Genomic DNA, 12,010 nt, shown 5'->3' on the forward strand with positions numbered 1-12,010 from the left:
GTTGGTCGCATCCAGCCATTTTTAGCCCCGTGGTCATTCGGTCACGGGGCTTTTTTTGCTTCTGGTTTTTACTGTTCGCAACCCTGTAGTCGCGGCCAAAGGCTGCGATCTGGCGCGTAGGGCCCGTACGGCTTTGCCGGATCAGGGTTTGACTCCAACCGGCTACTGTCCCAATCTTGTCCCTCATCCGCACGCCTGTTTCTGGATATTGCATGACCCAGCCTCGCCGTTACCTCGCTATCAGTCTTCTGTCAGCGCTTATCGCAGCCGGTCTTTGGTATTGGATGCGCCCCGCACCCAGCGCAAAAATCCCCGCTGCAAGCAGCAGTTATTCGGCTGCCCTTGCTCAGGCACATAACGGTCAACCCGGAGCCGCCCGAGTGCTTTATCAGCAGTTGGCCCGCACTGACCTGTCCGATACCCGGCGCGTGAGCCTGCATGCAGAATTGCCCAACTATCCCAGCCCCCAGGCGCTGAAACTGGCAGACGCTGACTTGCAGCACCCTTCACCGCAGGTACGCCAGGCGGCCATCCAGAGCATTGTCGGCCTGGTGCCGGGTGCTCAGCGCACACTATTGCTTGGCCCGTTGCTCGATGATGCGGAGCAAAGCGTACGTTTTGCCGCCGCCAATGCACTGCTGGGCCTGTCTCCTGATGAGCAGGGCCTTTACTTCGGGCCGTTGCAGCAGGTGATCGACGAATTCGAACGCGAACTCAAAACCCGTCCCGACGATCCGCAGGCCCAGGGCCAGCTCGCCCGGCTTTATCTGCATGAAGGTCAACTGGATGAGGCCCGGGCTGCACTGGAAAAAGTCACGGCACTGGACCCGCAGAATCTCAAGGCCGTGGTGGCTCAGATAGAGTTGCTGGATAAACGCGGCCAGACCGACACCGCACGTCAACTGCTGGCCAGACAGCTCGAAGCCCATCCCGAGTCTGCATATCTGCAGCATGCGCTTGGCATTTGGCTGCTTAACCACGGGCAGACGGAATACGCCCTGCTCGGCCTGGCCAAAGCCGTGGAACTTGAGCCTGACAACAGTGAGTACCGCTACAGACTGGCGATAGCCCTGCACGATCTCGATCAACTGGAAGCCGCACAACGTCAGCTCGAAGAGCTGTTACAGCGCCAGCCCGCCAATCGCAAGGCGCGCGTGCTGTTGATTCGCTACTGGAAAGAGTCGGGGCAGATCCAGAATGTGCAGGTGCTGCTGGCGCAGATGGAGCAGTTGAACCCGGATGATCCGGCACTGCAGCAAGGGCTTTGAACCCCCCTTCCCGTCTTTACCTGTAGGAGCGAGCTTGCTCGCGAGCGGTTAAAAGCTCGCGAGCAAGCTCGCTCCTACAGTCGGGGGTGGGGCTTGTCAGGCCAGCAGTTTCGTCAGGGTGAAAGGGCTTGCGGTTTCGCGGATTTCTGCCGGGCAGGCGAAAGTCGGTAACCATCAGGTCCATTAGAATGCCTGCTCGCCATTCTCTGCCTGCAGCACTCTATATCCTTCACCGGATGATGTACCTGTAGGAGCGAGCTTGCTCGCGAGCGGTTAAAAGCTCGCGAGGCAAGCTCGCTCCTACTGTCGGGGTGGGCTTGTCAGGCCAGCAGTTTCTGGATTTGTTCTTGAAGGGTGTCGAGGTCGAACGGTTTGGCCAGGATCGGCGCCGTCAGGGTGATAGGGCTTCCGGTTTCGCGGATTTCTGCCGGATAACCACTGATGAAGATAACCTTCAGGTCGGGACGCAACTTGAGTGCCGGTTCGGCAATTTGCACCCCCGAAATCCCGCCAGGCAGGCGAAAGTCGGTAACCATCAGGTCCAGATGCGGTTTGCTCGCCAAAATTTCGAATGCCTGCTCGCCGTTTTCTGCCTGCAGCACTCTATATCCTTCACCGGATAGATAGGCGCTCAGAACCATCAGGATCGAGGGATCGTCTTCGACAATCAGAACAACATCTTGCGCATCTTCACTCATGGGAAACCTTAATCCGGACAATAGCTGCAATTACGACCTCCGGACGGGCCATAGGTTGCGACAAATTCAAGTCTTTTGTTCAAGCGGCAGACATACCCTGAACATGGCGCCTTCGCCCAATGTACTGCGAACCGTTATTTGCCCGTTGTGGGCAGCAACGATCTGCTCCGAGATGAACAGCCCCAAGCCCAGCCCGGTGACCACATGGCTGCCAGCAACACGCTCAAACTGTTGAAAAATTCGTTGCTGGTTTTCTTCACTGATGCCTATGCCCTGGTCAGTGACTTCTATCACTGCCTGATCACCCTGCACATACACAGACACATCAATCGGCTTTTTTGCCCCATAACGCAAGGCATTGGTCAGTAAGTTGGACACCACTTGTTCAATTCTGAACTCGTCCCATTGCCCGATCACCGGTTGCCCTGCCCGGTAGTTGACGCTCGATTGCGCTGCGCTGACCTGGGCCGCAAAGCTCTCCAGCAAATTGCCTACAGCAACCGACAAGTCAAACCTTGAAGGCCGGATCGACAGCTTGCCGGTGCGTATACGCGACACATCAAGCATGTCTTCTATGAGCCGGATAAGGCTCTGGATCTGACGCTCATCGCGCTCGACCATGGCCTTCATCTTGTCCAGCGTGAAGGCAGCCGCGTTATCGCGGGCCAGGTGCATCTTGCGCAGCTGGGTTTCCAGGATCAGGCCGTTGAGCGGCGTGCGCACCTCATGGGAGACAATCGACATGAAGTCGTCCCGCATGCGTACTGCATGCTCAAGCTCGACCTGGGTGACTTGCAGTTGCGCCAGCAGCACTTCCTGTTCGCGCCGGCTGTGCTCGAGGGCCTCGACCTGTTGCCTGACCTCCTTGCGCTGGCGATAAAGGTCAACAAACACGTTGACCTTGCTCTTCACCGCATGGATATCCAGCGGCTTGTGCAAGAAGTCCACGGCCCCACTTTCATAGCCCTTGAAGGCGTAGTTCATCTCGCGCCCGGCGGCGCTGACAAACACGATCGGGATACTTTTGGTTTTTTCGGTACCGCGCATCAACTCGGCCAGTTCAAAACCGTTCATGCCGGGCATTTGCACATCAAGAATGGCCATGGCGAATTCATGCTGCAGCAACAATGACAATGCTTCGTCCGCAGACAACGCTTTGTAGACAGTGCGATCCTCGCGTTTGATCAACGCTTCCAGCGCCAGCAAGTTTTCCGGCAGATCATCGACGATCAGCAACTTGGTTTGAATATCACTTATCAGCATTCGATTCGTTCCAGCTCGCAAAGCAGACGGCCGATGCCGCACAAAGGGAGGATGTAGTCCGGCTGGATGCGATCCAGTGCCGCTTGCGGCATGGTTGCAACCAACGCTTCTTCAGGGTCCTGAACAATGGTCAAACCGCCACGCAGCTTGATCGTTTCCAGGCCCTGAGCACCGTCCTGATTGGCGCCAGTCAGTAATATGGCGGCCAGGCGCTGTTGATACGCATCGGCCGCTGATTCAAACAGATAGTCAATCGAGGGCCGCGAATAATGCACCCGGGCCTCCTGACTGAAGGAAAAGCTGTAATCGTCCTCCACCGACAAATGATAGCCGGGGGCTGCGAAGTACAAGGTGCCGGGGATGATCGGTTCCTTGTCGCCCGCTTCCTTGACCGCTATCGACAAGCGCCGGTCGAACACCTCTGCCAGCTGGCTGCGGCGCTCATCGGGTATATGCAGGACCACAATGATCGGCAGGCCGAAATCGGCGGGCAGGTCCTTGAAGATAGTCAGCAAGGCTTCAACTCCGCCGGCAGATGCCCCTACTACCACGGCATCCACAGGTCTCAAGCGCGAAGTCTCTTCGGTTAAGACACTCATAGCTTTCGGTAGATCCGTTCATGTTTGAGCACGGGTGTGAATTGCTTGCTGTAGTCAGAAAAATCCAGGGTTTCCTTGCTGCCCAACATCAGGAAACCTCGGTGGCACAATGACTCATGAAACAATCCAAACGCCCTATTTTGAAGATTTTTATTGAAGTAAATCAATACGTTGCGACACGAAATTAAATGAGTTTCTGAGAACACGCTATCGGTCGCCAGGCTGTGATCGGCAAAGGTCACGTTCTCACGCAGCGTCTTGTCGAAAATCGCGTAGTCATAGGCCGCGGTGTAGTAATCGGCAAACGATCGCTGGCCCCCGGATTGCTGATAGTTCTGGGTATAGGCACGAATATTTTCAAGAGAAAATATCCCTTGCTTGGCCTTTTCCAGCGATCGCGGATTGATATCGGTCGCGTAAATGATGGTCCGGTCCAGCAGGCCCTCTTCACGCAGCAAGATGGCCATTGAGTAAACCTCTTCTCCGGTGCTGCAACCCGCAATCCAGATTTTCAGCGAGGGATAGGTCTTGAGGATCGGCACCACTTCCTGGCGAATGGCCAGGAAGTGTTCCGGGTCGCGAAACATCTCGCTGACGGGAATGGTCAAGAACTGCAGCAATTGCATGAACATCGTCGGGTCATGCAGAACCCGCTCCTGCAAGGCCGAAATGGTATTGCAGTCGAACTGGCGCAGCGCATGCTGCACCCGGCGCTTGATGGACGCGCCGGAGTAATCGCGAAAGTCATAGCTGTATTTGAGATAGATCGCTTCGATCAGAAGGCGTAACTCGATGTCGGTGTTTCGCTGCACTTAAAGTCGTTCCATTTTCGGTAGCCAGACACGGATCAACGAAAAGAGTCGATCCAGATCAATCGGTTTAGCCAGGTAATCATTGGAGCCTGCCTGCAGGCACCGTTCCTGATCGTCCTTCATTGCCTTGGCCGTGACCGCAATGATCGGCAGCTTGCGCCAGCGCGGGTCTTTGCGAATTTCGACAGTGGCTTCATAGCCATCCATCTCCGGCATCATTACGTCCATCAACACCAGGTCGATATCTTCCACCTCGTTCAGGCGTTCGATGGCTTCCCGGCCGTTACGGCCAATGACCACGATAGCTCCTTTATGCTCAAGCGCACTGGTAAGGGCGAAGATGTTTCGTACGTCATCGTCCACCAGCAAGATCTTGCGCCCTTCGAACACCTTGTCCCGGCTACGGGCGGTTTTGAGCATTGCCTGGCGCTCATGGGACAACCGGGATTCAACTTTGTGCAGAAATAATGTCACTTCATCCAGAAGGCGTTCGGGTGAACGCGCGCCCTTGATGATGATCGAGCGCGAATACTTGCGCAGCTCTGCCTCTTCATCGCGGGTCAGGTTGCGCCCGGTGTAGACGATGACCGGCGGGAACGAGCAGATATCCTCGGTGGACATGCGCTTGAGCAATTCGTTGCCCAACATGTCAGGCAGCTTGAGGTCGATGATCATGCAGTCATAGATGTGGTTGCGCAGCAGGTCCAGCGCCTCCTGGGCCAAGCCAACGGCGGTAATTTCTATATCATCGTCGCCGATCAGGCGGGCAATGCTGTCGCGCTGCAGATCATCATCCTCGACCAGCAACACCCGTTTGACCTTCTGCGTGAGCTTGCCTTCCAGGCGTGCGAATACATTCTTGAGCTCCTCGCGGGAGGTCGGCTTGACCGCATAGCCCACGGCGCCCATGTGCATCGCCGCCTCGACCCGGTCTTCGACGGAAATGACGTGCACCGGGATATGCCGGGTCGGCGCCAACGCCTTCAGACGCTGCAACACTGTCAGCCCGGAATGGTCCGGCAAGCGCATGTCGAGCAAAATCGCATCGGGAATAAACTGTGTCGCCAGGCTGAAGCCTTCATCAGCGCCATGGGCCACCAGGCAGTGATAACCCAGTTCATGCGCCAGATCGAAGAGGATGCCCGCAAAGTTGGGCTCATCTTCAATCACCAGGATACAACGGGTGGTAAAAGGGCCCTTTTCCCGGTCATCCATGAACCGCGGTATGTCCAGAGGGGTCACGATTGCAGGCGGTGCATGCGGTTGTACTACGACCGGGACTACTCTGGTTGCGGCGCTGACAGGCACTGGAACCTCAGGTTCGGCGTGCTCCACAAATTGTTCAGGCAAGACCAGGGTGAATACGCTGCCCTGCCCCGGCGTGCTGCTGACGGTGATGGAGCCGCCGAGCAAGGTCGCCAGATCACGGGAGATCGACAAGCCCAGCCCGGTACCGCCATAACGCCGGTTGGTGGTGCCGTCGGCCTGGCGGAACGCTTCGAAAATGCTTTCCTGCTCCTCGGGGGCGATGCCGATTCCGGAGTCCTGGACCCGGAACGCTATCCCTTGCCCCGGCGCACGGGAGACGCTCAGGCTGACCTGGCCCTTAGCAGTGAACTTGATCGCATTGGACAACAGGTTCTTGAGGACTTGCTCCAGACGCTGGCTGTCGGTGTAGATCATGGCCGGTGTACCTGGCTCTACATCAACCTGGAACTGAAGGGACTTGTCCCCCGCCAACGGTTCGAACATTCCCCGCAGACCTTCGACCACACGGATGACGCTGGTGTTTTCGGGACGCACCTCCAGCTTGCCGGCTTCAACTTTGGAGATGTCCAGAATGTCATTGATCAGGTTGAGCAAGTCATTGCCCGCCGAGTAGATCGACTCGGCGAACTTGACCTGCTCGGCGGTGAGATTCTCTTGCGGGTTTTCCGACAGCAACTTGGCCAGAATCAACGAGCTGTTGAGTGGAGTTCTTAGTTCGTGGGACATGTTGGCCAGGAATTCGGACTTGTACTTGCTGGAGCGCTGAAGCTCCAGGGCCCGTTCTTCAAGTTGCACCTGGGCGTGATTGAGTTCGGTATTCTTGAGGTCCATCGCGTCACGCTGACCGGCCAGCGCCAGCGCCTGGTCCGCCAACTGCTCGTTGGTTTGCTCAAGCTCCGCCTGCTGAGTTTCAAGATGGGTCTGGGATTCCTTGAGAATCCGCGATTGCTCTTCGAGTTCTTCGTTCGCGGTTTTCAACTCTTCCTGCTGCACTTGCAGCTCTTCATTGAGTTGCTGGGTCTCGGCCAGCACTTCTTGCAGGCGCTGACGATAACGGGCGGCTTCAATCGACATGCCGATATTGTCGGCAATCAACTCAAACAGTTCGACGTCACGTTCAGTGAGCGGGCGCAGGAAGCCAAGTTCAATCACGCCATTGACCCGATCATCGTCGCTGGTCGGCACCACCAGCACGCTGCGCGGAGTGCCTTGCCCCAGGCCGGAGCTGACTTTAAGGAAATAGTCCTCAGGCACATCATCCAGGCGTATCAGCTTGTCTTGCTGAGCGGCCTGCCCGACAAGGCCTTCTTCATTGTGGATCAGTTGATGCCGGGCCTCTTCCTCGCGGGAAAACCCGTAACTGGCCACCCGCTTGAGGCCGCCGTGGTCTTCGCGCACATACACGGCGGCAACCACAGTACCCAGATACTGGGCGCAAAATTGCAGAATATTGCGCCCCAGCATATTGAGCGTCAGGCGACCCAATACCTGTTCCGCCAGCTCGGTCTGGCCGTTGCGCAACCAGGCCTGTTGCTCCAGGCGCTGCGCAGTCTGCATTTTCAACTCGAGGTTGTCACCGTAACTCTTTGAAAGATCTAGTAAGTCACGACGACCTCGGTAAGCCAGAAAACCACTCAACCCGAGTACAAAAACCAGATAAAGACCGATGCTGACGATCGTGGTTCTACTCACACTTTCATTGCGGGCAACCCGCAGTTGCTGCTCCATGGCAATGAATTCATCGAACTCTCTGCGGATTTCATCGGTCAGGCGCTTGCCACGTCCGGATTGCACCGCCCCTTTGTAGTCACCGCTCTGGCGGCGCATATCGATCATCGACTGGGCATAGGCACTCCAGTCCGATTGCAGGGCTTCAAGTCGTTTGAGCCGATCAATTTGCTGCGGATTGTCGCTGACCAACTGTTCCAGCCCCTGTAACTGGGCCATGATTTGTGGCTTTGCCACTTCATACGGGTCAAGAAAATGCTCATCACCAGTGATCAGGAAACCCCGCATGCCGGTTTCAAGATCCACGGAGAGCTTTACAGCCTCGTTGGCGTTGTTAATCACCCGGTCGGTGTGCTCAACCCACTGAATGACCGACAGCAGGTAGCTGATCATTGCCACAAACAGTACGGCGCTGAGCACACCTACACCCAAGGGCAATCCGACGTTGCGGCTCAGGAGCTTGCGAAAGCTCTGCTCATCTACCGATGCTGGTGCATTCATATTTCAGTCCCGTGTACGGTGGTCAAAATCGAGAGTCTGACGGATTCTCGAGTAAAAATTCTATTTTCTTATGAAGTAATAGCCAATTCCTACAGTGAAAAAGGATTTAGCTGCTTGCAACGGCTATCCTAACAAAACTTGTACAGCCATTTTTTTTGTACAACTGCGGAACTTGGTTGGGGTTCCAGCTTACTGATAGAGCAAGCAAATTCAGGTTTGCCCCCACCCGCGCTCAATTTTCATTCGGGATAACCATTATGTCTGCAACACCCTCTACCATTCTGGTAGTCGAAGACGACGCCATTGTTCGTATGTTGATCGTTGACGTACTGGAAGAGTTGAAGTTCAACGTGCTCGAAGCCGAGGATGGCGATAGCGCCCTGGCGCTGCTCGAAAACCGGGGCAACACGATAGATTTGCTGATGACCGATGTGGGCCTGCCGGGGATGAATGGCAAGACCCTTGCCAATAAAGCCCGGGAGTTGCGACCACAGTTACCCGTGCTGTTTGCCAGCGGCTATGCCGAGAACATCGATGTGCCTGCCGGCATGCTTGTGATCGGCAAACCATTTTCCATCGACCAACTGCGCGACAAGGTTAAAAGCATCCTCGCCGTCTGAAGTTAAATCTGTAGCCGCTACCCATTGCACGGGCAGCTGATTTGACGGCTCCCGCGCAGCTGTGCTCTCCTACACATCTTGTATCAGGTGCCCTTCACAGGGTGAAACGGGAAACCGGTGCGTCAGGCATTTATTGTCCGACCAGTCCGGTGCTGCCCCCGCAACGGTAAGCGAGAGAAACATCACAACCACTGTGCATCTGCATGGGAAGGAGATGTTTGCAGGCCCACAGCACGTGAGCCCCTCGCAAGCCCGGAGACCGGCCTGGTCATTTCAAAAACAAACCCGCGGTGGGCGGGCGCTGTTAAACCCTGCGATCTTCGTTCGCGGGGTTTTCTTGCGCTTGCACGCCCGCTGTCTGACCAGAGGGAAGCGCCATGTCCATCAGCACCAGCCGTACTCACTCCGCTGCTACCAGTTCCACCCAAAGCCAACGAATCGTAGCCGCTGTCGGTGCTGCCGTGCTGGGTGCCTTGCTGGTTTACTTCGCCGGTTTCTCGCATATTGCAGCGGTGCACAATGCTGCCCATGACACCCGCCACAGCTCAGCCTTCCCGTGCCATTGAGATTGCCTGCCATGATTAAGCGTATTGCTCAAACCGCAGGCTTCACCGGCTTGCTTGGCGCTTTGCTGCTCACTCTGCTGCAAAGCTTTTGGGTCGCACCGCTGATCCTGCAGGCGGAAACCTACGAGAAACCCGCTGCCAGTGAAGTGCACGAACACGCCAGCATGGCTGGTCACACCCACGACGCAGAAGCCTGGGAGCCTGAAGACGGGTGGCAGCGCGTCCTGTCGACAACGGGTGGCAATCTGGTGGTAGCGGTCGGTTTTGCCCTGATGCTGGCGGGCTTGTATACCTTGCGCGCCCCTACCCGCACCTCCCAGGGCCTGCTGTGGGGGCTGGCCGGTTATGCCGTGTTTTGCCTGGCGCCTACCCTTGGCCTGCCGCCTGAATTGCCGGGTACCGCCGCTGCCGATTTACTGCAGCGTCAACTCTGGTGGGTCACCACTGCGGCATCCACTGCAGTGGCCATCGCGCTGCTGGTGTTCGGCAAGCACTGGGCGCTTAAAGTGCTGGGCGTTGCGATTGTGCTGGTGCCGCATATTTTTGGTGCGCCGCAGCCGCTTGTGCATTCCAGCCTGGCACCGCAAGAACTGGAATCGCAGTTCAAGATCGCTTCGCAACTGACCAACTTCGCCTTCTGGCTGGCACTGGGTGTGATCAGCGCCTGGCTGTTCCGCCGCAAGTCTGAAGGCCAGTACTCGGCATGATTGCTGGCGGCACAGCGCCAATTCTGGTCATTGGCCTGGGCTGCCGTCAGGGCTGCAGCGTCGATGAGCTGTTGGCCCTGATTGAACGATCCCTGAGCCAGGCGGGGATCGCACTGCAATCGATTCATGCTTTGGCCAGCATTGATCTCAAGCGCGATGAAACGGGGTTAATCCAGTTGGCGACGCAGTTGAATCTTCAGTTTGAGGTGTTCAGCGCCCGGCAACTGGCCCCGTTTGCGTCGCAACTGAGCCAGCAATCGGCCCGGGCGTTTGAGGCAACCGGCTGTTTTGGCATCGCCGAAAGTGCCGCACTGGCACTTGCCGAACAGCTGAGTGGCGCTACGGCCAGACTGCTGATCACCCGCAAGAACTCCTCTGCGGCCACCTTTGCATTGGCCTGCACCGGATAAAAACCGCGATACTCTCCCGCTTCACTATGAGCGTTGTTCACGAACAGCTCTATCCAGACCCTTTCAAGAGACTGCCATGACTGTTTATTTCATCGGCGCCGGGCCCGGCGACCCAGAGCTGATTACCGTCAAGGGCCAGCGTTTGATCCGCAGTTGCCCGGTGATTATTTACGCCGGCTCGCTGGTGCCGGCCGCCGTGCTTGACGGCCATCAGGCGGTGCAGGTGGTCAACAGTGCAGAACTGCACCTTGAGCAAATCATCAGCCTGATCAAGACGGCAGACGCCAAAGGCCAGGATGTGGCCCGCGTGCACTCCGGCGATCCGAGCCTGTATGGCGCCATTGGCGAGCAAATCCGTTGTTTACGTGAGCTTGGCATCGCCTTTGAAATCATTCCGGGTGTCACCGCTACCGCAGCCTGCGCGGCCATTTTAGGTGCGGAACTGACCCTGCCGGACATTTCACAAACGGTGATTCTGACCCGCTATGCGGACAAGACCGTAATGCCTGCGGGCGAAGAGCTGGCCAGCCTGGCGCAACACAAAGCGACCATGGCGATTCATCTAGGGGTCAAGAATCTGCAAAAAATCATCGATGAATTGAGCCCGCATTACGGCAGCGACTGCCCGATTGCGGTCATTCATCGCGCCAGCTGGCCGGATCAGGACTGGGTACAAGGGACCCTGGAAGACATTCTGGCCAAGGTTCAGGCCAAGGGTTTCAAGCGCACGGCACTGATTCTGGTGGGCCGGGTGCTGTCCAATGACAACTTCTCCGACTCATCGCTGTACCGTGCCGGGCATGCTCACCTCTATCGCCCATGATAGAAGCGATTGCAGCCTCGTTCCTCGCCAGCGGCCACGGGAACCACAGCGGTCGCGGATCGCGGGCATAAAAAAACGGTGCTCACGGGGCACCGTTTTTTCATCAGCTTCGCAGCGGACGCCCTGTTACCGATAACTCAGTAGTAGGCGTTTTCTTTCTGCGAGTGGTCGGTCACGTCACGTACGCCCTTGAGCTCCGGCACACGCTCGAGCAGTGTGCGCTCGATGCCTTCACGCAGGGTAACGTCAGCCTGGCCACAGCCCTGGCAACCACCGCCGAACTTGAGGACAGCAATACCGTCTTCAACCACTTCAATCAGGCTGACCTGACCGCCGTGACTGGCCAGGCCGGGATTGATCTCGGTCTGCAGGTAGTAGTTGATACGCTCGTTGATCGGGCTGTCGGCGGTAACCGTCGGCACCTTGGCGTTTGGCGCCTTGATGGTCAGTTGACCCCCCATGCGGTCAGTGGCGTAGTCCACCACGGCATCGTCAAGGAAAGGCTCGCTGACCGAGTCAATCCAGGCCGTGAAGGTTTTCAGGCCCAGGGCGGTATCTTCGGGTTTCACTTCATTGGGCTTGCAGTAGGCAATGCAGGTTTCAGCATACTGGGTGCCGGGCTGGGTGATGAAGACGCGGATGCCGATTCCCGGGGTGTTCTGCTTGGATAGCAGATCAGCCAGGTAATCGTGGGCGGCGTCGGTAATCGTTATGGCGCTCATGGAATCTCCTCGCAGACATGTGGG

Annotated in this window: 11 protein-coding genes, 3 pseudogenes and 1 riboswitch; of the genes and pseudogenes, 6 read left to right on the forward strand and 8 right to left on the reverse strand. The window is 56.9% G+C overall.

The features are described 5' to 3' along the window. The first annotated feature begins 212 nt into the window (after positions 1-212). Positions 213-1,268 carry a tetratricopeptide repeat protein gene (locus ACP7BO_RS11010; protein ID WP_426210299.1) on the forward strand — a complete coding sequence of 352 codons (1,056 nt, stop codon included), beginning with the start codon at positions 213-215 and terminating at the stop codon, positions 1,266-1,268. Positions 1,269-1,416: 148 nt separating this feature from the next. Here the strand turns inward: ACP7BO_RS11010 and ACP7BO_RS11015 are convergent. The 7 genes and pseudogenes from ACP7BO_RS11015 to ACP7BO_RS11045 form a co-directional block, all read right to left on the reverse strand. Then, positions 1,417-1,505: pseudogene (locus ACP7BO_RS11015) on the reverse strand (response regulator); the annotation flags it as partial. A gap of 83 nt (positions 1,506-1,588) precedes the next feature. Beyond that, positions 1,589-1,966 (reverse strand): response regulator, encoded by a 378-nt coding sequence (locus ACP7BO_RS11020; RefSeq protein WP_060692274.1) that lies wholly within the window; start codon positions 1,964-1,966, stop codon positions 1,589-1,591. 66 nt (positions 1,967-2,032) lie between these two features. Next, complete coding sequence (locus ACP7BO_RS11025) at positions 2,033-3,226, reverse strand: hybrid sensor histidine kinase/response regulator (protein WP_397457231.1); 1,194 nt, start codon at positions 3,224-3,226, stop codon at positions 2,033-2,035. After that, positions 3,223-3,828, reverse strand: a complete 606-nt coding sequence (locus ACP7BO_RS11030) for a chemotaxis protein CheB (RefSeq protein WP_397456660.1) — start codon at positions 3,826-3,828, stop codon at positions 3,223-3,225. Before ACP7BO_RS11030 ends, ACP7BO_RS11025 begins: the two co-directional genes overlap by 4 nt. Next, positions 3,825-4,640: a CheR family methyltransferase gene (locus ACP7BO_RS11035; protein WP_060692268.1), complete on the reverse strand. Its 816-nt coding sequence runs from the start codon at positions 4,638-4,640 to the stop codon at positions 3,825-3,827. Before ACP7BO_RS11035 ends, ACP7BO_RS11030 begins: the two co-directional genes overlap by 4 nt. Beyond that, a pseudogene (locus ACP7BO_RS11040) lies at positions 4,641-5,873 on the reverse strand (response regulator); the annotation flags it as partial. Between the two features lie 95 nt (positions 5,874-5,968). Then, a pseudogene (locus tag ACP7BO_RS11045) lies at positions 5,969-8,138 on the reverse strand (CHASE3 domain-containing protein); the annotation flags it as partial. 257 nt (positions 8,139-8,395) lie between these two features. Between ACP7BO_RS11045 and ACP7BO_RS11050 the strand changes: the two are divergent. From ACP7BO_RS11050 to cobM, 5 genes are all read left to right on the forward strand, one after another. Then, on the forward strand, positions 8,396-8,758 hold the full coding sequence (locus ACP7BO_RS11050; RefSeq protein WP_397456657.1) for a response regulator: 363 nt from the start codon (positions 8,396-8,398) through the stop codon (positions 8,756-8,758). 68 nt (positions 8,759-8,826) lie between these two features. Then, a riboswitch (cobalamin riboswitch) is annotated at positions 8,827-9,040 on the forward strand. Positions 9,041-9,135: 95 nt separating this feature from the next. Beyond that, positions 9,136-9,324: a CbtB domain-containing protein gene (locus ACP7BO_RS11055; protein ID WP_397456656.1), complete on the forward strand. Its 189-nt coding sequence runs from the start codon at positions 9,136-9,138 to the stop codon at positions 9,322-9,324. Positions 9,325-9,335: 11 nt separating this feature from the next. Continuing rightward, positions 9,336-10,031, forward strand: a complete 696-nt coding sequence (locus tag ACP7BO_RS11060) for a CbtA family protein (protein WP_426210302.1) — start codon at positions 9,336-9,338, stop codon at positions 10,029-10,031. Further along, on the forward strand, positions 10,028-10,441 hold the full coding sequence (locus ACP7BO_RS11065) for a cobalamin biosynthesis protein (protein WP_426210304.1): 414 nt from the start codon (positions 10,028-10,030) through the stop codon (positions 10,439-10,441). Before ACP7BO_RS11060 ends, ACP7BO_RS11065 begins: the two co-directional genes overlap by 4 nt. A 76-nt stretch (positions 10,442-10,517) precedes the next feature. Next, positions 10,518-11,264: a precorrin-4 C(11)-methyltransferase gene (cobM, locus tag ACP7BO_RS11070; RefSeq protein ID WP_397456653.1), complete on the forward strand. Its 747-nt coding sequence runs from the start codon at positions 10,518-10,520 to the stop codon at positions 11,262-11,264. A 137-nt stretch (positions 11,265-11,401) separates the two neighbouring features. Here cobM and nfuA read toward each other — a convergent pair whose 3' ends face one another. Continuing rightward, complete coding sequence (gene nfuA, locus ACP7BO_RS11075; RefSeq protein ID WP_060692252.1) at positions 11,402-11,986, reverse strand: Fe-S biogenesis protein NfuA; 585 nt, start codon at positions 11,984-11,986, stop codon at positions 11,402-11,404. Positions 11,987-12,010 lie beyond the last annotated feature (24 nt).

Source organism: Pseudomonas sp. TWR2-1-1, from assembly GCF_049897045.1.
GTDB lineage: Bacteria > Pseudomonadota > Gammaproteobacteria > Pseudomonadales > Pseudomonadaceae > Aquipseudomonas > Aquipseudomonas versuta.

What these genes read in the sequence shown, in the direction of transcription:
- ACP7BO_RS11010 (WP_426210299.1), top strand. Translation starts at nt 213, where the DNA reads ATGACCCAGCCTCGCCGTTACCTCGCTATCAGTCTTCTGTCAGCGCTT.
- ACP7BO_RS11020 (WP_060692274.1), bottom strand. Translation starts at nt 1,966, where the DNA reads ATGAGTGAAGATGCGCAAGATGTTGTTCTGATTGTCGAAGACGATCCC.
- ACP7BO_RS11030 (WP_397456660.1), bottom strand. Translation starts at nt 3,828, where the DNA reads ATGAGTGTCTTAACCGAAGAGACTTCGCGCTTGAGACCTGTGGATGCC.
- ACP7BO_RS11050 (WP_397456657.1), top strand. Translation starts at nt 8,396, where the DNA reads ATGTCTGCAACACCCTCTACCATTCTGGTAGTCGAAGACGACGCCATT.
- ACP7BO_RS11055 (WP_397456656.1), top strand. Translation starts at nt 9,136, where the DNA reads ATGTCCATCAGCACCAGCCGTACTCACTCCGCTGCTACCAGTTCCACC.
- ACP7BO_RS11060 (WP_426210302.1), top strand. Translation starts at nt 9,336, where the DNA reads ATGATTAAGCGTATTGCTCAAACCGCAGGCTTCACCGGCTTGCTTGGC.
- ACP7BO_RS11065 (WP_426210304.1), top strand. Translation starts at nt 10,028, where the DNA reads ATGATTGCTGGCGGCACAGCGCCAATTCTGGTCATTGGCCTGGGCTGC.
- cobM (WP_397456653.1), top strand. Translation starts at nt 10,518, where the DNA reads ATGACTGTTTATTTCATCGGCGCCGGGCCCGGCGACCCAGAGCTGATT.
- nfuA (WP_060692252.1), bottom strand. Translation starts at nt 11,986, where the DNA reads ATGAGCGCCATAACGATTACCGACGCCGCCCACGATTACCTGGCTGAT.